Annotated in this window: 19 protein-coding genes; 10 read left to right on the top strand and 9 right to left on the bottom strand. The window is 74.4% G+C overall.

What is annotated here, in order from left to right; all coding sequences use genetic code 11:
* Positions 1 to 2: 2 nt before the first annotated feature.
* The gene (locus BMX65_RS16050) at positions 3 to 665 is read left to right on the top strand and encodes a fasciclin domain-containing protein (protein WP_075000988.1); all 663 of its coding nucleotides are present in this window, start codon (positions 3 to 5) and stop codon (positions 663 to 665) included.
* 154 nt (positions 666 to 819) lie between these two features.
* Here BMX65_RS16050 and BMX65_RS16045 read toward each other — a convergent pair whose 3' ends face one another.
* Both BMX65_RS16045 and BMX65_RS16040 read right to left on the bottom strand, forming a co-directional pair.
* Positions 820 to 1,215 carry a DUF302 domain-containing protein gene (locus tag BMX65_RS16045; protein ID WP_075000987.1) on the bottom strand — a complete coding sequence of 132 codons (396 nt, stop codon included), beginning with the start codon at positions 1,213 to 1,215 and terminating at the stop codon, positions 820 to 822.
* A gap of 148 nt (positions 1,216 to 1,363) precedes the next feature.
* Entirely contained in the window at positions 1,364 to 1,645 is a 282-nt protein-coding gene (locus BMX65_RS16040; RefSeq protein WP_075000986.1) for a metal-sensitive transcriptional regulator, read from the bottom strand.
* Positions 1,646 to 1,954: 309 nt separating this feature from the next.
* On the opposite strand from BMX65_RS16040, the gene BMX65_RS16035 reads away from it, so the two are divergent.
* Complete coding sequence (locus BMX65_RS16035) at positions 1,955 to 2,587, top strand: GAP family protein (RefSeq protein ID WP_075000985.1); 633 nt, start codon at positions 1,955 to 1,957, stop codon at positions 2,585 to 2,587.
* 42 nt (positions 2,588 to 2,629) lie between these two features.
* Entirely contained in the window at positions 2,630 to 3,049 is a 420-nt protein-coding gene (locus tag BMX65_RS16030) for a DUF7144 family membrane protein (RefSeq protein WP_075000984.1), read from the top strand.
* On the opposite strand, the gene BMX65_RS16025 is transcribed toward BMX65_RS16030, so the two are convergent.
* From BMX65_RS16025 to BMX65_RS15995, 7 genes are all read right to left on the bottom strand, one after another.
* Positions 2,969 to 4,411 (bottom strand): Ni/Fe hydrogenase subunit alpha, encoded by a 1,443-nt coding sequence (locus BMX65_RS16025; RefSeq protein ID WP_239502284.1) that lies wholly within the window; start codon positions 4,409 to 4,411, stop codon positions 2,969 to 2,971. The genes BMX65_RS16030 and BMX65_RS16025 overlap by 81 nt on opposite strands.
* An 81-nt stretch (positions 4,412 to 4,492) precedes the next feature.
* Positions 4,493 to 5,275: an NADH-quinone oxidoreductase subunit B family protein gene (locus tag BMX65_RS16020; RefSeq protein WP_075000983.1), complete on the bottom strand. Its 783-nt coding sequence runs from the start codon at positions 5,273 to 5,275 to the stop codon at positions 4,493 to 4,495.
* 1 nt (position 5,276) lies between these two features.
* The gene (locus tag BMX65_RS16015) at positions 5,277 to 6,077 is read right to left on the bottom strand and encodes an FAD/NAD(P)-binding protein (RefSeq protein ID WP_075000982.1); all 801 of its coding nucleotides are present in this window, start codon (positions 6,075 to 6,077) and stop codon (positions 5,277 to 5,279) included.
* Positions 6,074 to 6,529 (bottom strand): cyclic nucleotide-binding domain-containing protein, encoded by a 456-nt coding sequence (locus tag BMX65_RS16010; RefSeq protein WP_075000981.1) that lies wholly within the window; start codon positions 6,527 to 6,529, stop codon positions 6,074 to 6,076. Before BMX65_RS16010 ends, BMX65_RS16015 begins: the two co-directional genes overlap by 4 nt.
* Positions 6,526 to 7,704: a 4Fe-4S dicluster domain-containing protein gene (locus BMX65_RS16005; RefSeq protein ID WP_075000980.1), complete on the bottom strand. Its 1,179-nt coding sequence runs from the start codon at positions 7,702 to 7,704 to the stop codon at positions 6,526 to 6,528. The genes BMX65_RS16010 and BMX65_RS16005 overlap by 4 nt, the downstream gene beginning before the upstream one ends.
* Positions 7,705 to 7,901: 197 nt before the next feature.
* The gene (locus tag BMX65_RS16000; protein WP_075000979.1) at positions 7,902 to 8,447 is read right to left on the bottom strand and encodes a hydrogenase maturation protease; all 546 of its coding nucleotides are present in this window, start codon (positions 8,445 to 8,447) and stop codon (positions 7,902 to 7,904) included.
* Positions 8,448 to 8,535: 88 nt separating this feature from the next.
* Positions 8,536 to 9,915 (bottom strand): tetratricopeptide repeat protein, encoded by a 1,380-nt coding sequence (locus tag BMX65_RS15995; protein ID WP_075000978.1) that lies wholly within the window; start codon positions 9,913 to 9,915, stop codon positions 8,536 to 8,538.
* 552 nt (positions 9,916 to 10,467) lie between these two features.
* Between BMX65_RS15995 and BMX65_RS15990 the strand changes: the two genes are divergently transcribed.
* The 7 genes from BMX65_RS15990 to BMX65_RS15960 are packed head-to-tail and all read left to right on the top strand — an operon-like array spanning position 10,468 to position 18,020.
* On the top strand, positions 10,468 to 11,550 hold the full coding sequence (locus BMX65_RS15990; protein ID WP_075000977.1) for an ACP S-malonyltransferase: 1,083 nt from the start codon (positions 10,468 to 10,470) through the stop codon (positions 11,548 to 11,550).
* Positions 11,547 to 13,424 (top strand): acyl-CoA dehydrogenase family protein, encoded by a 1,878-nt coding sequence (locus tag BMX65_RS15985; protein ID WP_075000976.1) that lies wholly within the window; start codon positions 11,547 to 11,549, stop codon positions 13,422 to 13,424. The genes BMX65_RS15990 and BMX65_RS15985 overlap by 4 nt, the downstream gene beginning before the upstream one ends.
* A complete protein-coding gene (locus BMX65_RS15980; RefSeq protein WP_079171917.1) occupies positions 13,421 to 14,515 on the top strand; it encodes a 3-oxoacyl-ACP synthase III family protein in 1,095 nt (364 codons plus the stop codon). Before BMX65_RS15985 ends, BMX65_RS15980 begins: the two co-directional genes overlap by 4 nt.
* Positions 14,512 to 15,375: an SDR family NAD(P)-dependent oxidoreductase gene (locus BMX65_RS15975; protein WP_075000975.1), complete on the top strand. Its 864-nt coding sequence runs from the start codon at positions 14,512 to 14,514 to the stop codon at positions 15,373 to 15,375. Before BMX65_RS15980 ends, BMX65_RS15975 begins: the two co-directional genes overlap by 4 nt.
* Positions 15,376 to 15,379: 4 nt before the next feature.
* Positions 15,380 to 16,525, top strand: coding sequence for a beta-ketoacyl-ACP synthase 3 (locus BMX65_RS15970; protein WP_244905670.1), 1,146 nt, complete (start codon positions 15,380 to 15,382; stop codon positions 16,523 to 16,525).
* Entirely contained in the window at positions 16,501 to 16,770 is a 270-nt protein-coding gene (locus BMX65_RS15965; RefSeq protein ID WP_075000974.1) for an acyl carrier protein, read from the top strand. The genes BMX65_RS15970 and BMX65_RS15965 overlap by 25 nt, the downstream gene beginning before the upstream one ends.
* Positions 16,767 to 18,020 carry a beta-ketoacyl-[acyl-carrier-protein] synthase family protein gene (locus BMX65_RS15960; RefSeq protein ID WP_075000973.1) on the top strand — a complete coding sequence of 418 codons (1,254 nt, stop codon included), beginning with the start codon at positions 16,767 to 16,769 and terminating at the stop codon, positions 18,018 to 18,020. Before BMX65_RS15965 ends, BMX65_RS15960 begins: the two co-directional genes overlap by 4 nt.
* The last annotated feature ends 11 nt before the right edge of the window (positions 18,021 to 18,031 follow it).

Genomic DNA, 18,031 nt, shown 5'->3' with positions numbered 1-18,031 from the left:
GAATGAACCGCAATCGCACCCGTCACGCTCTGCTGGCCGCCACCGCCGCCCTCGTGCTGCCGTTCGGGCTGGCCGCCTGCGGCAGTGACGACAGCGGTGGCGACAAGTCCGAGGGGAGCAAGAGCGAGCAGAAGCAGAGCGACAAGAGCGAGAAGAGCGACAAGCAGGACAGCGGCGACGACATGGCCATGGACACCTTCGGTCCGGCCTGCGCCTCCGTGCCCAAGACCGGCAAGGGCAGCTTCAAGGGCATGGCCCAGGACCCGGTCGCGACTGCCGCCTCCAACAACCCCGAGCTCTCCACGCTGGTCTCCGCCGTCAAGAAGGCCGGACTGGTCGACACGCTCAACAGCAGCGAGAACATCACCGTGTTCGCGCCGACCAACGACGCCTTCGACAAGATCCCGAAGGCCGACCTGGAGAAGGTGCTCAACGACAAGAAGATGCTGACCAAGGTGCTGACCTACCACGTGGTCGGCAAGCCGCTGGGCAAGCCCGAGCTGAAGGACGGGGAGTACGCGACCCTGGAGAAGCAGAAGCTCACCACCAAGGGCTCCGGGGACTCCTACACGGTCAACGACGACGCCAAGATCGGCTGCGGCGACGTGAAGACCGCCAACGCCACCGTCCACATCATCGACACCGTGCTGATGCCCCCCAAGTAAGCGCGCCCCCGCTGATCCGGCGGCGTCCGGAGAGCGCGGCGGACACCCCCACGGCCGTCACCGTGGGGGTGCCCGCCGTTTCCGCGCGGTGTCCGAGGCCGCCGGTGCCCCGCCCGGTGCCGTCTGCCGGACGGGCCGGCACCGGGCAGGGCGCTCAGCCGATGCCGGGCAGCGCGGCGAGGGCGGCGTCCAGCCGCCTGGTGGCGTCCGAGGCCACGGGCTCCAGGGCGGGCAGCCCGGTGAGGGTCACCATGGTGCCCGGGTCCAGTGCCTGCACGACCGTCCGGTCGCCGTCGCGCCGTACGACCACGTTGCACGGCAGGAGCAGGCCGATACTGCGGTCCGCCTCCAGTGCCTCCCGGGCCAGGGGCGGGTTGCAGGCGCCGAGGATCAGGTAGTCCTCCATCTCGTGGTCGAGTTTGGCCTTCAGCGTCGCGCGGACGTCGATCTCGCTGAGGATGCCGAAGCCCTCCTCGGCGAGTGTCGCGCGGACGGCGGCCACCGCGGTGGCGAAGTCGGCGTCGAGAGTGACGGTGCGGTCGTAGGGCACGGGAACTCCTCGGCTCGGCCCGGCGGGGTGCGGTGGCTTCCTGTATCCCACCGGATCTCCGGCGGAGCGCGGGGACACGCCGGGGCGGGCGGCGGTGTCGGCGGTCGCGGGCCGGGGGAGTGCGGGCCGGGAGAGTGCGGCCGGTGCTTCAGGCCAGGGAGAGGAAGAGCTTCTCCAGGCGGGCTCGCAACTGCTCGCGGTCCTCGCCCTCGGCCAGGTCCGTATCGGTCAGGCAGTGCTGCAGTCCGGTGGCGATGATGGCGAATCCCGCCCTGTCCAGCGCCCGGGAAGCGGCCGCGAGCTGGGTGACCACGTCCTCGCAGTCCCGCCCTTCCTCGATCATCTTGATCACTCCGGCGATCTGCCCCTGCGCCCGGCGCAGCCGATTGACCACGGTCCTGAGTTCCTCGGCCGCCATCGACAGTTCCACGGCAACTCCGTTCGCCAACTCCGTCCGATATACCCCTCTAGGTATTCTACCCGGGGAGAGGGTGCCCACGGAGAGTGACCAGGTGAGGGCATCCGTCCTCGCGCCGCCCCCCGGGCGCCGCTCGTACGGCAGCTCCGGGAAGCTTCCGTCCCACCGTGCCCCTCACCCGTTCGGACTACGTTCGGATGCGGTGGCGGGCAGCGCTGCTCCAATTGAGGGCGAACCGACAGAGCGGAAAGGAGCCCCGGTAGGGCCTGCGCATCAGGCACGAGACTGCTGTCGTCAGCACCTGCACGGGTGGCGTTTCCCATGGACAGCCTGAAGATTCTGCCTCTGGCCATCACCATGATGGCGGGACCCCAGATCATGTCGGCCGTCATCCTGGCCACGGCGCAACGGGCAGTGCGGGTCTCCCTCGGCTTCGTGGCGGGAGTACTGATCGCCACGTCGCTGGGCGTGGCCGTCATGCTCGGCATCGCCACCGCGCTGGGCGGCGCCGTCGACTTCGGAAGCTCTGGGGACAAGAGCTCCGTCGGCCGGGTGATCCAGTACGTGCTGGTGGCCCTGCTGATCCTGGCAGCACTGCGGAACTGGCGGAAACGGGAGACCGTCGAGCCGCCGAAGTGGCTGCACGCGCTGATGTCGGCCGACACCCGGAAGGCATTCGAGACGGGCCTGCTGGTCGTGCTGCTGATGCCCTCCGACCTGATGGTGATGCTCACCGTCGGCGTCCACCTGGACCAGGGCCACAGCTCGTTCGTCGACGCGCTGCCGTTCATCGCCCTCACCACCCTGGTCGCCGCGACACCGCTGCTGCTGCGCGTCCTCCTGGGCCATCGGGCCGCGTCCGCGATGCCCGGCCTGCGCGACTGGATGAACAACAACAGTTGGCTGGTCAACATCATCGTCTGCCTGATCTTCGTCGTACTGATCCTGGCGTGACATCCGAGTCGGCCGCACAGGCCGCGCAACCGAGGAGTACTCATGACACAGGCTGTGAAACACCCCGCATCGCACCGGGAGCCGCTGGCGACCGGCATAGCGACGTTCGCCGCGGTGATGCTCGTCATCGGGGGAGTGCTCGGCATCCTCCGCGGCATCATGGCCATCGCCAACGACAGCGTCTTCGTGAACACGCCCGACTACGTCTTCGAGTTCAACGTGGAGGGCTGGGGCTGGGTCCATCTCGCGCTCGGCATCGTGGCTCTGATGACCGGGCTCAGCCTCTTCAAGTTCACGCTCTGGGCCCGGGTCGCCGGAGTCGCCATCGCCGGTCTGCTCCTGGTGAGCAGCTTCCTGTCGCTTCCCTACTATCCGGTCTGGTCAGTCGTGCTGATCGCGCTCTACGGATTCGTCATCTGGGCGCTGTGCGTCGCCCGGCCCGAGTCCGTCGACGTGCCCTGAGCAGCCGGCGGGCCGGTCCGCCGGCCGCTCCCGCAGCACCGTGAGGTCGAGGAAGTGCGCGGAGCAGGAGATGCAGGGGTCGTGATTGCGGATGGCGCGTTCGCACAGCCCCGCCAGTTCGGCGTCGGTGGCGTCCCCGTGTGCGAGCCGCTCCTGGACGAGCCGGCGCAGCTCCTCCTCGACGGCACCCTGGTTCTGCGAGGTGGGCGGGACGAGGCACGCGTCGGTCACCAGCCCGTCCCGGTCGAGGCTGTAGCGGTGGTACAGCAGGCCGCGCGGTGCCTCGGTGGCCCCGTGACCGGTTCCGGCACGCGGCGTGACCTCCTGGGCGGCGAGCGGGGGCGGCTCGTAGCACGCGATCAGGCGCAGCGCCTCCTCCACGGCGTAGAGGACCTCGACGGCCCGGACGACGATGCTGCGGAACGGGTTGCGGCAGACCTCACCCGAGGCCGGGTCCGGCAGTCCGGCCGCCCGCGCCGCCTCCCGCACCGCGGGCGGCAGCAGGTGCCCGCTGACGGCGTACCGGGCCAGCGCCCCGGTGAGATGCCGGCCGCCGTCCAGCCGGGCCTGCAGCGCGGTGGAGTACGGCACCTGCTCCTCGACGACATGCGTGCCGAAGTCGGCGAGCGGGAACGCTCTGCGCCGCTCCCCGTCCCCGTAGGGCAGCACGGTGGGGACACCCCGCTCGATGGCGTAGGTGCCCGGTTCCGCCAGCGCGAACAGATCGGCACGGCACTCCGCTTCGGGGAAGTCGAAGGCGGCCACCCAGGCCACGGCGGCCAGCGCGTCCTCCCGGGCCCGCGTCAGGCGTTCGGCCAGCGGGCGGAGTTCGGCCCGTGAGGGGACCCGGTGGAAGCCGCCGACACGGACGTTCACCGGATGGACGGACCGGCCGCCGAGGACCTCCAGGATGCTGTTTCCCGCCTGCTTGAGCCGCAGCCCCCGCTCGATGGCCGCGCGGTGCCGGCGGGAGACCTCCAGAGCGCTGTCGACCCCCAGGAAGTCGGGCGCGTGCAGCAGATGGATGTGCAGACTGTGGCTCTCGATCCACTCGCCGCAGTAGAGCAGGCGCCGCAGCGCGGCGAGCTGTCCGCCCACGGCGACACCGCACGCGTCCTCGATCGCATGGCAGGCGCTGGTCTGGTAGGCGACCGGACAGATGCCGCACACCCGCGAGGTGAGGTCGGGAGGTTCGGTGTGCCGGCGGTTGCGCAGAAAAGCCTCGAAGAACCGCGGGGGCTCGTAGATGCTCAGCCGCGCCTCGGTGACGCGGTCACCGCTGACGCGCAGCCGCAGGGCCCCCTCGCCCTCGACGCGGGTGAGCGCGCCCACGCTCAGTACCCGTGTGCCGCTGTCTGCCATGGCTGCTCCGTCCTTCTCCCCAGCCGTCCCGGGGGCGCCGGCCCGTGGCCGGAGCCGACTGTCGTGTGGTGGGACGACCGCTCAGTCCTCCTCCAGCGCGCCGGGTGGTTCGAGCGCGGCGAAGTCCTCGACGTTGTAGGTGTGCAGGAAGCGCACGATGTCCCCGTCGCTCATCCCGTCGCTGCGCAGCAGCGGGATCATGGCGGGCATGTTCGTCGAGGCGGACGGGCCGAAACACCCGTAGCAGCCGCGTCCGTAGGCCGGGCACAGGGCGCCGCATCCGGCGTGGGTGACCGGCCCCAGGCAGGGGATGCCGCGCGCGACGGGCAGGCAGGTGGTGCCACGGCGTTTACAGGCGAAGCACACGCTGTGATCGGGGATGTCCGGGCGGCGGCCGGCCAGGAAGGAGGTGATGACCTCCAGGAGCTGCCCCCGGTCGATCGGGCAGCCCCGCAGTTCGAAGTCGACGGGGACATGCGCCGACACGGGCGTGGACGTGGCCAGGCTCTCGATGTACTCGGGCTCCGCGTAGACCGTCGCGCGGAAGGCGTCACCGTCCGCGGAGTTGCGCAGGGCCTGGATGCCGCCCGCTGTCGCGCACGCGCCGATGGTCACCAGGTGGCGGGACTCGGCGCGGATGCGGCGGATGCGTTCGAGGTGCTCGGGCGTGGAGACCGAGCCCTCGACCAGCGCGAGCTGATAGGGCCCGGGCCGGATGTCGCTCGACGCCTCGGCGAAGTGCGCGACCTCCAGCTCGGCCGCCAGCGGGAGCAGTTCCTCCTCGCAGTCCAGCAGGGTCAGTTGGCAGCCGTCGCAGGAGGCGAACTTGAAGACGCCCAGGCGGGGACGGTCGGAACCGGTCATCTCACAGCTCCCGTACGGCGAGGAGGGGCTCCGCCCGGTCGTAGCCGACCACCGGGCCGTCCCGGCACAGCAGCAGCGGCCCGAGCTGGCAGTGGCCGCAGTGACCTGTGGCGCAGTGCATGTTGCGTTCGAGGGAGATCCGGATACGTTCCGGCGGTATGCCGCGGTGCCGCAGTTCACGGGCGGTGGCCCGGATCATGACCTCCGGGCCGCAGAGGAACGCGGTCGTGTCCTGCGGGGTGAAGGACGCCCGGTCCAGCAGCGCGGTCACCACTCCCACCTCGCCCTCCCAGCCCGGGGCCGGACGGTCCACCGTCACGCCGCAGTACGGCCGGCCCCAGGCGGCCAGTTCCCTCCGGTACAGCAGGTCCTGCGGGGTGCGGGCGCCGATCAGGACGTTCAGCCTGCCGTGCGCCTCCGGCTCCGACAGCGCGGCCCGCACCAGCGGCCGCAGCGGTGCCAGACCGATGCCGCCCGCCACCACCAGCAGGTCCCCGTCCGCCGACGCCAGGTCCCACTCCGTACCGAACGGCCCGCGCACGCCCACCTGCGCACCGGGCCGCATCGCGCACAGCGCCCGGGAGACCGCGCCCACGCCCCGGACGGTGTGGCTGAGCACTCCGTGCCGCAGCCCCGCGACCGACACCGGGATCTCGCCCACCCCGAAGGCGTAGAGCATGGCGAACCGGCCGGGCCGGAAGCCCGTCAGCGCTTCTCCGGCCGGTTCCAGCTCCAGGGTGCGGGTATCGGTGCTCTCGGCCCGGTTGCCCACCACGCGGTAGGGGAGGGGAGCCGCGGTCACGGCTGCGGTCCGCTTCCGTAGGGGCCGTAGAGGTCGAGCAGCCGGGTGCGTGCGGCGCGCAGCCGCCGGCCGATCACCTCCACGACGTAGCTGAGCAGTTCGTGGTCGAGTTCGTGGTCGTCCTTGCACAGCGAGAGCACCTCCGCCGCGTCGAACTCCCAGGCGCGCACCTGCCCCACGGCCTCGGCGCCCAGGTGCCACTGGTGCGGCGGACACAGCCACGACCAGCCCAGCAGCCGCTCGGGGCCCAGCGTGTCGACCACTGCCGCCGGGCGGCCGGGGACGTGGATGTCGAGGTTCACGGTCCCGTTGCGGATGATCCAGAACCGGTCGGCCCGCTCGCCCTCCTCGAAGATCCGCGTCCCGGCGGCGAAGGACACCTCGCGGCCCAGCGCCAGCAGGCGCGCGCGGGGGCCCTCGCGCAGCGCGGCCAGTACCCCGGCGTGTCTCACCGCGCTCCGTCCTCTCGCCCGTCCTGCCGTCGGAGCCCTTCCTGGTGCAGGGCGTGCGCCTCCTCGGTGATGTCGATGCCGACCGGGCACCAGACGATGCAGCGGCCGCACCCCACGCACCCGGAGCTGCCGAACTGGTCCCACCACGTCCCGAGCTTGTGCGTGAGCCACTGCCGGTAGCGGCTGCGCGGCGAGGCGCGGACCGAGCCGCCCGGCAGATGGGAGAAGTCCAGGTCGTAGCAGGACTCCCAGCGCCGCCAGCGCTCGGCGTGATCTCCCGTCAGGTCGGTGACGTCCTCGGTGGTGGTGCAGAAGCAGGTGGGGCAGGCCATCGTGCAGTTGCCGCAGGTGAGGCAACGCGCCGCGACGTCGTCCCAGCGTGCGGCGTCCAGGCTGCCCGCCATCAGCTCCCGCAGGCTCGCGGGAGGCATCGTGCGGCCCATCCGTCCCGCGGCGTCCTCCACGCTCCGGCGCGCCGCACCGCTCGTCGCCTCGTCGGCCGGACGGTGCGGCAGCCTCCGCAGCAGCTCCGCGCCCTCCGGCGTCCCGGCACGGGCCAGAAAGCGGTGGCCCGCCTCGTCCACCACCTCGGTCAGCGCCAGATCGTAGCCGGGGTGGGCGGCGGGGCCGGTGTCCATGGAGACGCAGAAGCAGGTGGCGCCCGGTTCGGTGCACTCCACGACGATCAGGAACGCGCCCGTACGGCGCTCCCGGTAGGCGTCGTCCCGGTGCCGGCCGCCGGTCATCACCCGGTCCTGGATCCGCACGGCGCTCAGATCGCAGGGGCGTACCCCCAGGAACGCGAAGGAGACGGGCGAGGGAGGTTCCTTCCGGACCGTCATCGTGCCGTCCGGCGCCCGGTCGGCCGTCCACTGCCGCACCCGCTCGGGGTGGAGGAAGTTCTTCCAGGACTGCGGACCCGCGCTGTGGGCGAAGCCCGCGCCGTCGGTCCGCCGCACGATCCGGTAGTGGCCCGCCTCCAGCTCCACCCCCCATCCCCAGGGCAACTCCTCGGCGCCGGCGAGTTCGTCCAGGACGACGGCGCTGTCCCGCACGGTGGGGCCGACCACGGTGTGCCCGTCGGCCCGCAGCTCCCGCACCAGGGCATCGATGCCCTCGCGGTCCAGCACGCAGCGCGATTCCTCGGTGTCCGGGGGTGCCGTCGCGGCGGCCATGGCTGCTCCTGCCGTTCGGTGGATGTGCTGCCCCCAGCCTGACCACGGCTCCCCCTCCGCCGCACGCGGACGCGCCGCGCGCGGCGGAGGGTGCGCCCGCGTGCCTGCGTGCCTGCGTGCCCGCGTGCCGCTTCCGCCGCGGTCGGTGCCCCTCGGGCGCGCTCGGCGGCCCCCGCCGCCTCCCGCGGGACCCGGGTTCAGTTGCGCCGCTCGTCCGGCGGGGCCTCGGCCGCGCGGGCGATCTCCGCGCGGATCCGCTCCACGAGCGGTTCGAGGGCCGCGGCGACCGCCGGTGTCAGGCCCTCGCCCAGGGAGCCGTCCGCACCTTCGACCGCGTAGACCACCAGCCGGTCTGGCAGCCTGCCGAGCGCCTGGGCCAGCGCCACCGCGTACCCCAGACCGAGCCCGTGACTGCTGGTGGTGCGCACCGGCCACGTCGCGCCCGCGCCCGGCTCCAGCCGGTGGACGCGTCCCGGACACGCCGGTACGGCGCGTGCGGCATCCACCACGACCGCCAGTGCGGCATCCGTCCACAGGTCGATGAGGCGCGCCGGATCGCCGTCGCAGCACACCGTGCGCACGCCTCCCGGTGTCCCGCCGGGCGGCATCCGGGCCCGCAGCCGGGCGACGGCCGCGGGCCCGGTGCCGTCGTCCCCGCGGAAGGTGTTGCCGACCCCGATGACGGTGATGCGCGCCGCGTCCGCCGTCGTCTGCTGCCCGCCCTCCGGGCCGCCGCTGTCCATGGCCGCCATCCTCGCGCGGGCGGCCGGCGGAGTCCCGTGACCGGGCCGGGCCCCGCACTTCGGCGTCGCCCACCGCGCGGCGCGGACCTCACCCGGCGCCCTCCGCGGTCGGCCGGGTCAGCCGCGAGATGCGGTCGCGGACGTCGCGGACCTGCGGGTGCCGCCGGTAGGGGGCCAGCGACCGGTGCAGCGAGGTCAGGGAGGCGGTGGTGCGCCCCGAGGAGGTGTACGGGTAGTGCGCGAAGAGCTCCCGGCACTGGGCCAGCGCCCTCTCCAGTTCGCCCAGCGACAGCAGGGTCTCGGCCAACTGGACGTGGGTGAGGACGTGCGCGATGTGGTGGGTCGCCGGGCGCGCGGCCAGGGATTCCTCGAACGCCCGGACGGCCGCCGCGCGGTCGCCCAACGACAGCAGCACCTCGCCCCGCTGGTAGTGGAAGGCTTCCGGCGCGTACCGGGTGTAGGGGCCCGGTGCGTCGTCGCCGGTGCCCGGCTCGGCGGCGTAGGAGCGCTCGGCGGCCAGCAGGTCGGCCAGCGCCTCCTCCCGCTCGCCGTGGGCGGCCCGCACCCCCGCGCGCCCGGCGTACAGATAGGTCCGTACATGGGAGGTGGCGGCGAAGGACGCCACCTCCAGGGCGATCCGCGACCACTGGTGTGCGTGCGCCATGTCGTCCAGCCGCAGGGCCAGCACCGCCATGGTGCGCAGGGTGATGGCGTAGACGTTCCGGTTGCCCGCCCGGTGGGCGAGGTCGAGGGCGGCGAGGTAGCAGTGGTGTCCGAGGTTGGGCAGCCCCGCGTCGGCGGCCATCGTGCCCAGCAGGTGCATCAGGCACGCGCTGCCGGTCAGCACTGCCGGAGCGGCCGCGCCGCCCCCGGGCGTGGTCACCAGGCGGGGCGCGACCTCGTTGGCGATGTAGGCGCCCAGTGCGGAACGCGCGTGCGCGCCGCCGTACTTCTCCGTCAGCTCGGCGAAGACCGCGACCAGGTCGGCCAGGCGCGCGTCCGGGCGCAGTGCGCGGTCGCGCGCGACGGACGAGCCGGTGCGGGTGCGGCTCGGCGGCGGGGGCCAGGCGGGCAGCCGGACGTCGGCGGCGGTGAACAGTTCCCGGTTGAGCGCGAGCCTGCGGGCCGGATCGGCGTCCACCTCGCACAGTGCCGTCAAGCGCTCCACCGGGTCGTCCGCCTGCAGCGCCGTGCCGGGTGCGGCCGCTGCTGCCGTCGTGCCCAGCCCTGTCTCACCGATGTGTACGGCGCGGCCGAGACGCTTGCCGAACACCTGCGCCACCAGGCCGGGAACCGGTGCGCGCGGCCTGGACCCGTCCAGCCAGTGGGCCACCGCGGTCCGGTCGTAGCGCAGCCGCAGCCCGTGTTTGGTCCCCAGAGCGTTCACCGCCCGGGCGAGTTCTCCCGCACTCCACCCGGACTCGGCGAGCAGCGCGGCGAGGTGGCGGTTCGGCCGGTACCGGCCCATGGGCGTCTCCTGGCTTGCTTCTGCCCGGCCGCGCCGCTCCGCGGGGTCGCCCGGTCACGCGGGCCGGGGGCTTTCAACGCGTTCACGTCCCGAGGACCGGATCTGATTATCACCGCGCCCGTCCTTGTGCTTCGGTGGAGACATACCCGGAGCGGAGACCTCTCCGCACGAACCGGGAATGTTTTCGGACTGCACGCACGGGGCGCCACTGGCCCGGCGGTTTCCGTGTGTCAGTTGTTGCCGTTCCCCTGACACCAGTCGTCACACGCCGTCGAGGCGCGCCGCAACGCTGCACGTCACGAGGGGTTCTCACGGAACGGCCCTGCCCGGGGTGCGGCCGCCCCGGGTCCGCGAGGAAAAGTCCAGAAACCGGCACCGCCCGGCACGCTCCGGATCTCTCCCGGCCGCGCGCGCCACCCCGGTGACCGCCCGTCGCGCATCCCACCGAGCGAAAGCCCTCATCCGGCGCCCGGAGTCGCCACCTGCCCACCGTACCCGGCTGTCCCTGCCCGCCGTGCGGACAGAGCCCCCTGCGCAAAGAGAGAGAGCACCATGTCCTCAGTACCCGACCGGTCCGAGCTGTCCGCCCGGGGTGCGGCCGCTCCCGACATCGTTCATCTCTTCCCGGGCCAGGGGGATTTCGCCGTCTCGCCGCTGGTGGCGGCCGCCCGCGCCCACCCCGTGGTCCGCGCCGCGGCCGAGGAAGTGTTCGCCCGGGTCGACGCGGTCAGCGGCAGCTACGGAGTACCCGCGCTGGGGCCCGCGCTGCTCGGCAGCACGCCGCCCAGCGGCCGGACCCTGGCGGCCGGTCCGGTGGGCACCCCGCAAGTGGCGCTGTTCGGCGCGTCCTTGGCGGTCCACCGGGCGCTGTGCGCCATCGGCGCGGCACCCCGGCGGATCGTCGCCGTGAGCTTCGGGGAGATCGCCGCGCTCACCGCCGCGGGGGTCTTCGACGTGGCCGACGGAACCCGTGTCGCCTGCAGGCTCTCGCGCTACCTGAGCCGCTGCCGCGGCGGCATGACCCTGCTCGCGGCAGGCGAGGACCGGGCGCAGGAGCTGCTGGACGCGGCGGGGGCCCGTCGGGTGTCCGTGGCCTGTGTCAACGACCCGGAGGAGACGGTCCTCAGCGGCCCGACACATGAACTCTCGCAGGCCGAGACGTGCGCCGAGCGGCACGGGGTGGCAGCGGTCCGGCTCCGGCTGCCCTTCGCCTCCCACCACCCCTCGCTGAGCTCGTACGCGGAAGGATTCGCGGCCGCGATCCGCACCCTGCCGTCCCGGCCGGCCCACACGCCCGTGCACTCGGCCGTCCACGGCGGCCCCTACAGCAGGGGGGACGACCCGTACCAGGGGCTCGCCGCCTGCCTGACCCGCCCGGTGCTGCTGCCCCCGGTGCTGGAGCGGGCCGCGAGCCCCGGCCCCGCCCTGCTGCTGGAGGCCGGTACCGGTCAGGCGCTCACCCGCAACGCCCGTCGGGTCCTGGCGCGGTACGACTCGGTCGCGGCGCGCAGTCCGCTCACCGAACCGGACTTCCCCTGGGAGCGGCCGCACCGGCTCCGGTACCCCGGCCCAGGGCGGCCGGGGAGCGCGGGGCCCGGCGCCGACCGCCGCGAGCAGCACGGGGTGATCGCGTGACACCGCCGGACGCCGCGCCGCCCCCGCACCGCTGCGACGGCGACCCCCTGCGGACCCGGCAGGCCCGGCACATCGCGGACGTGCTCGGAGCCCAGCGCCCTCCCGCACCGGGCGAGGGGCCCAGCCGCAACCACCGGACACACCATGCGCTGACGCGGCTGGCGGCGGTGCTGCCGCCCGCCCGCGAACTGCTGCGGGACCGGGAGTGGCTGGCCGCGCTGAGCGCCTGCACCGCCCTGGTCGACCCGGCGCTGTACATGACCGTCGTCAACCACCACATTCTCTGCCTGGGCTCCGTCGCCGGCGCTGCGGACGCGGAGCAACTCGGCGCGGGAGACCTCGCGCAGGCGGTGGAAGCCCTGGAGAGCGGCCACCGCAAGGGGGTCTTCCTGGTCACCGAGATCGGCGACGCCAACAGCCACCTCGCGCTCCGCACCACCGCCGAGTTCGACCCGGAGCGCCGCGAGTTCGTCCTGCGCACGCCCGACGCCGGGGCCGCCAAGTTCTCCGGCGTCGGTGTCCCGGGCCGGCCGCAGTCGGCCGTGGTGTGCGCCCGCCTGGTGGTGGACGGCACCTGCCACGGAGTCCATCCCTTCCTCGCCGACCTGTGCGACGAGCGGAGCACCGCTCCCGGGGTCGCGGTCAGCGGACCGCTCGGTGTGGAGGCCCTGCCCCTGGAGTACGCGCTGGTGCGGTTCGAGGGAGCACGGCTGCCCTACGACCGCTGGCTGCGCGGCGCTGCCTCGATCGACGACGACGGCGTCCTGCACGACCCGGGCGGCGGCCCCGACCGGGCGCTGCAGCGCACCCTGGACGTCGGACGCCGCCTGTGGGCGACGGTGCCCACCGCGGCCGCCGCCACGGCGCGCGCGTCCGCCGTGGCCGCGCTGCGCCACTCCCAGCACCGGCGCTCGCACGGCAGGATCGCCCCCGGCGCACCCGTGCTGGCCTACCGCACCCAGCAGCGCGCGGTGCTGGGTGCGCTGGCTGAGGCGTTCGCCCTCGACCGGGTGGCGAGCACCGCGCTGGACCTCTGGCAGCAGGCCGAGGAGGCACAGACGCAGCGGTCCGGCGAACGCCCCGCCGCGGCCGGCGGGGCGGGGGAGGCGGCGTTCACCCCCTGGGCCGCTGTCGACCGCAGGCTGTCCGCGCTGAAGGCGTCCGCCGTGGACGGCGCGGCGCGCGTCACAGCGGAGTGCCGCCGCCGCTGCGGTGTCGCGGGCTACCTCGCCGCCAACCGGCTCAGCGGCTACAGCGGCTTCGCGGACTCCTTCGGTGCGGCGGGTGGCGACAACCGGCTCGTACTGCTCGACGTCGGCTGCGCCCTGGCCGAGGAGCGCCCCGCCGACGGACCGCCGGCCGACACCCGCCCGCCGCCCGACCCCGACGACCCCACCTGGTGGTGCCGGATCGTCACCGCCCTGGAGCAGCGCCTGGCGGCCGGACTGCGGGCAGCGCTGGAGGACGGCCGCCGCCGCGGACTGGGGGGAATGGACCTGTGGAACCCGCTGCTGGAGCGCGCCCGGCAGCTCGGCGAGGTCCACACCCTCCGGCTCGCCGCGCAGTCCGTGGCCGCCTCCGCGACCACCGGCGGCTCCGACCCGGCCCGGGGCGGACTGACCGCCCTCTACGGCACCACGCAGGCGCTGCGGCTGGCCGGACCGCTGCAGTGGACCGGCGTCGTCTCCGCCCGCACGGCCGCTTCCCTGGACGCGGCCGCGGACCGCCAGTGCGCGCGACTCGTCCCGCACATCGAGGAACTGGCGGCCGCTCTCGCCCCGCCCGAGTCGCTCGCCCCCACCCCGCTGACCGATCCCGACTACGCCACCGCGCTCCACGCCACCCTCGACCGCCCCGACGGAGGACACCCGTGACCACGACCCTGCCCACCCCCGGCGCCGCTGCGGCGCCCGCCGCGCGGCCGCCCGCGATCGGCGTGCTCGGCATGGGCACCCATCTGCCCGCCGGGCGGCGCTCCAACGACGAGGTCGCACGCTCCGCCGGCGTCAGCCCCGGATGGATCACCGAACGGACCGGCGTGCGCAACCGGCACGCCGCGGCACCGGACGAGGCCGCCTCGGACCTGGCGGCGGCCGCGGTACGGTCCGCCGTGGCAGCCGCCGGACTCGACAGCGAGCAGCTCGACCTCCTGATCCTGGCCACCTCGACCCCCGACGAGCTGGGACCGGCCACCGCCTGCCGTGTCCAGGCCCTCACCAAGGCCCGCAACGCGGTCGCCCTCGATGTCAGCGCGGCCTGCTCGGGCTGGCTGTTCGCGGTCCGCGTCGCGCACGACTACCTGCGCTCCGACGCCTGTGCCCGGCACGCGGCGGTGGTGGGCGTCGAGGCGTACTCGAAGTTCCTCGACCCCGCCGACCGGGCAACCGCCGTGCTGTTCGCCGACGGGGCCGCCGCCTCGGTGCTGGGTCCGGTCCCCGCGGGGGAGGGGTTCACCGACTTCCACCTCGGCTCCGACGGCGCCCTCGCCGACCATGTGCTGATCCCCGCAGGGGGGAGCCGGGCACCGGCCAGCTCCGGCACGGTCGCCGCGGGCCGGCACACCATCCGGATGGACGGCCGCGCCGTACGGGACTTCATCGCCGAGATGTTCCCCGCCGTCGTCGCCGACGGCCTGGCCCGCAACCGGCTGCGCATGGAGGACATCGACGCCTTCGTCGCCCACCAGCCCAACCCCAGGCTGCTGCGTTCGGTCGGCACGTCGCTGGGCATTCCGCCGGGCAGGCTCCCGATCGTCGCGGACGAGGTCGGCAACATCGGCGCCGCCTCGACGCCCTACGCGCTGGCCGCCACGGCCGCCGACGGTGCTCTGCCGCGCGGCAGCCGCGTCCTGCTCACCACCTTCGGCGCCGGGATGACTTGGGGCAGCGCGCTGCTCACCTGGAGCGGCGCCCCCGTCATCCGCACCGCCCCCGCCCCGGAATCCACGGAACGGAGCCCGCGATGAACACCATGAACACCACCCCCACCACCGCCGAGGCGTTCCGGCTCGACGGCATCCGTGCCCTGGTGACGGGCGCGTCGCGCGGAATCGGCCGGGCCGTCGCGCTCGCCTTCGCCGACGCGGGCGCCGACCTGGTGCTGTCGGCGCGTACCTCGGCCGCGCTGGAGGACACCGCAGCCGAGGTCGCGCGCCGGGGGCGGACCGCCGCCCTGGCACCCGCCGACTTCTCGGAGCCGTCCGCCGCCGGGGCCGTGGTCGACCGGGCGGCCGACGCGCTGGGCGGGCTCGATGCCGTCGTCCACAACGCCGGCATCCTGCCCACCGGCCCCGACGGCACTCCGAACGTCGCCCCCCTGCAGCACACGCGGCAGGAGGACTGGGACGCGGTGGTGACCGTCAACCTCAACGCCTCCGCCGCGCTGTGCCGGCACGCCCATCCGCACCTCAAAGCGTCCCGGCGGGCCTCCCTGGTGCTGATGTCCTCGGTGGCCGGGGCCGTGGGCACTCCGATGATGGAGGCGTACGCGGCGACCAAGGCCGGACAGGTCTCCCTGGCCCGCAGCCTGGCCGTCGGGTGGGCGCGGGAGGGCATCCGGGTGAACGCGCTGTGCCCCGGGTGGGCCCGCACCGACATGACCTCGTTCGCCTCCGGCACCGCCCCGGTCTCCGACTGGCTGATGGCGCACGTGCCGATGGGCCGCTGGGCCGAACCCGAGGAGGCCGCCTGGGCCGCGCTGTACCTGGCCTCGCCCGCGGCCGGCTATCTGACCGGGCAGGCGCTGCTGCTGGACGGCGGACTGTCGGTACCGGACGGCGGTCTCGCCGGCATCCCCAAGCCCGCCTCCCCCTTCGCGGAGGTGTGAGCCGGTGCCGCCCCGGACACCCCAGCACGACGGGCGGGCCGGTGTGGTGTGCGGCATCGGCGCCGCACTGCCCCCCGCGGAGCGGAGCAACGCCGACGTGGCGCACGACGGGGACCTCGCCACCAGCGACGAGTGGATCCGCTCGCGCACCGGCATCGCGCGTCGCCGCCGCGCGGGCCCCGGCATCGCCACCGGGGACCTGGCGGCGGCCGCCGGAGGAGCCGCGCTCGAGTCGGCGGGCGGCGCCGCGCCCGACATGGTGCTCCTGGCCACGACGACACCGGACCGGCGCTGCCCGGCGACGGCTCCGCAGGTGGCACACCGGCTCGGCCTGGGAACCGTCCCCGCCTTCGATCTGGCAGCGGTCTGCTCCGGGTTCGTCTACGCGCTGACCGTGGCCACCGGGCTGGTCCGGTCCGGGGTCTGCGAACGGCCCCTGGTCATCGGCGCGGAGACGTACTCCACCATCGTCGACCCCCGGGACCGGGACACCGCCGTCGTCTTCGGCGACGGCGCGGGCGCGGTGCTGCTGCGTGCCGGAGACCCCGGGGAACCGGGCGAGGTGCTCGCCTGGGACCTGGGGGCGGACGGTGCGGGGAGCGATCTGATCGCCATCGCCGCGGGCGGCTCCGCGGCGCCCGCCACCTCTCACCGGCCACCGCGGGACCACCGGTACCTGCGGATGCGGGGCCGGGAGGTCTACGCGCACGCGGTGCGCCGGATGACGGAGTCCTCCCGTACCGTCCTGCGGCGGGCGGACTGGCGGGCCCCGGCACTCGGCGCGTTCATCGGACACCAGGCCAACCAGCGGATTCTGGACACGGTCGGCGACCGGCTCGGCGTCGCGGCCGAGTGCCGCTTCGGCAACATCCGCGACGTCGGCAACACCGCGGCCGCCTCCGTTCCGCTGGCGCTGGCCGACACCGCGGCCCGCGGCGTGGTGCGGCCGGGCGCCCCCACCCTGCTGACCGCCTTCGGAGGCGGGCTCACCTGGGGTTCCCTCGCCCTGACCTGGCCCACGGCCCGGGCCTGCGCCGACACCCCCGCCGGACCGGCCGCAGCGGCCGACCGGCCGGCACACGACACGTATCCGCCACAGGACCGACAGCAGCGGGAGGAAGAGCCATGGACTCCGTCCACGACCATGTGATCACTGTGCTCACCGAGAAGTTCGACATCCCCGCCGAGGGAATCGCGCCCGGCACCACCCTGACCGAACTCGGCCTGGACTCCCTCGCCGTCACCGAGCTCCTGGTCACGCTCCAGGAGCAGTACGCCGTCGGCCCGCCCGACGACGCGGTCACCGGCGAGGCCACCCCCGAGGACGTCGCGGCACTGGTGCGGAAGCTGCAGAGCGAGGAGCAGCGGCCCGCCGGGCAGGGGACGCAGGAGTGAGCGGCGGTGGGAGTGGCCGTGCCGCGGCGGTGACCGGTCTGGGCCTGGTGACTCCGGCGGGTCTGGGCACCGAGCAGACCTGGCGGCGGGTGTGCTCGGGCCGTTCCACCGCGGCGGAGGATCCCGCACTCGCCGGGGCGCCGGTCCCGCTCTCGTGCCGGGTCGAGGGGTTCGAGCCCCGCCGGCACGTGGGCGGCGCCCAGCCCTGGCGGGACGACAGGTTTACCCAGTTCGCCCTGGTGGCGGCCCGGGAGGCGGTGCGGGACGCCGCCTTGGAGCCACGCTCCTGGGACGGCGCGCGGGTCGCGGTCGTCCTGGGCTCGGCGGCCGGCGGCGTGGCCACCTACGAGGAGCAGCACCACAGGTTCCTCACCACCGGGCACCGCGCGGTCTCCCCGCTCACCCTGCCCGCCTTTCTGCCGAACATGGCCGCCGGCCGGCTCGCCATCGACCTGGGAGCGCACGGACCGGCACTGCACACCGCGACCGCCTGCGCCTCGGGTGCGACCGCGGTGGCCGTCGCGGCCATGCTGCTGGATGCCGGCGCCTGCGACATCGCCGTCGCCGGCGGCAGCGACGCCATGGTGACCCCGCTGTGTGCGACGGCCTTCGCCCGGGCGGGTGCCCTCTCCCGCCGGGTCGGCGATCCTGCGGGCGCCTCGCGCCCGTTCGACACCGAGCGGGACGGCTTCGTCCTGGCGGAGGGCGCCGGAGTGCTGGTGCTGGAGCGCGCGCCGGACGCGGCGGCGCGGGGTGCCCCCGTCCGCGCCCTGCTCGCCGGGCACGGCTCGTCGGCCGACGCGCACCACACCGTGGCGCCGGAGCCGGAGGGCCGCCACCTGCGCAGAGCGGCGGAGCAGGCGCTGGACCGGGCCGGTGCCGCCCGCACGGACGTGGACCACGTCAACGCCCACGGCACCGGAACCCCGCTCAACGACCGGACCGAGGGGGCCGTGTTGCACGCCCTCTTCGGCGGGGGTCCCGCGGTCACCTCCACCAAGGGGGTGACCGGGCACATGATGGGCGCGGCCGGTGCCGTGGAAGCGGCGCTGACCGTGCTGGCCGTGCAGCGCGGGACGGTACCGCCGACCGCCAACCTCCGCGGCGCCGACCCCGGGGCCCGGGGACTCGACCTCGTGCACGGCACCGCGCGTTCGCGGCCCGTGGGCCTGGCCCTCAGCAACTCCTGTGGCTTCGGCGGGCACAACGTGGTGCTGGCGTTCGTCTCCGCGGCTACGCCGGTGGGTTGAGGGGGCCGCCT

It is taken from the genome of Streptomyces qinglanensis, from assembly GCF_900111245.1.
Taxonomy (GTDB): domain Bacteria; phylum Actinomycetota; class Actinomycetes; order Streptomycetales; family Streptomycetaceae; genus Streptomyces; species Streptomyces qinglanensis.
This window is presented reverse-complemented; position numbering and strand designations above follow the sequence as displayed.

Bases quoted from the DNA above. Each gene is read 5' to 3' on its own strand.
- BMX65_RS16035 (WP_075000985.1), top strand. From the start codon at position 1,955: ATGGACAGCCTGAAGATTCTGCCTCTGGCCATCACCATGATGGCGGGA.
- BMX65_RS16000 (WP_075000979.1), bottom strand. From the start codon at position 8,447: ATGGACAGCGGCGGCCCGGAGGGCGGGCAGCAGACGACGGCGGACGCG.
- BMX65_RS16020 (WP_075000983.1), bottom strand. From the start codon at position 5,275: ATGACCGGTTCCGACCGTCCCCGCCTGGGCGTCTTCAAGTTCGCCTCC.
- BMX65_RS16050 (WP_075000988.1), top strand. From the start codon at position 3: ATGAACCGCAATCGCACCCGTCACGCTCTGCTGGCCGCCACCGCCGCC.
- BMX65_RS15990 (WP_075000977.1), top strand. From the start codon at position 10,468: ATGTCCTCAGTACCCGACCGGTCCGAGCTGTCCGCCCGGGGTGCGGCC.
- BMX65_RS16025 (WP_239502284.1), bottom strand. From the start codon at position 4,411: ATGGCAGACAGCGGCACACGGGTACTGAGCGTGGGCGCGCTCACCCGC.
- BMX65_RS15965 (WP_075000974.1), top strand. From the start codon at position 16,501: ATGGACTCCGTCCACGACCATGTGATCACTGTGCTCACCGAGAAGTTC.
- BMX65_RS15995 (WP_075000978.1), bottom strand. From the start codon at position 9,915: ATGGGCCGGTACCGGCCGAACCGCCACCTCGCCGCGCTGCTCGCCGAG.
- BMX65_RS16030 (WP_075000984.1), top strand. From the start codon at position 2,630: ATGACACAGGCTGTGAAACACCCCGCATCGCACCGGGAGCCGCTGGCG.
- BMX65_RS15975 (WP_075000975.1), top strand. From the start codon at position 14,512: ATGAACACCATGAACACCACCCCCACCACCGCCGAGGCGTTCCGGCTC.
- BMX65_RS16005 (WP_075000980.1), bottom strand. From the start codon at position 7,704: ATGGCCGCCGCGACGGCACCCCCGGACACCGAGGAATCGCGCTGCGTG.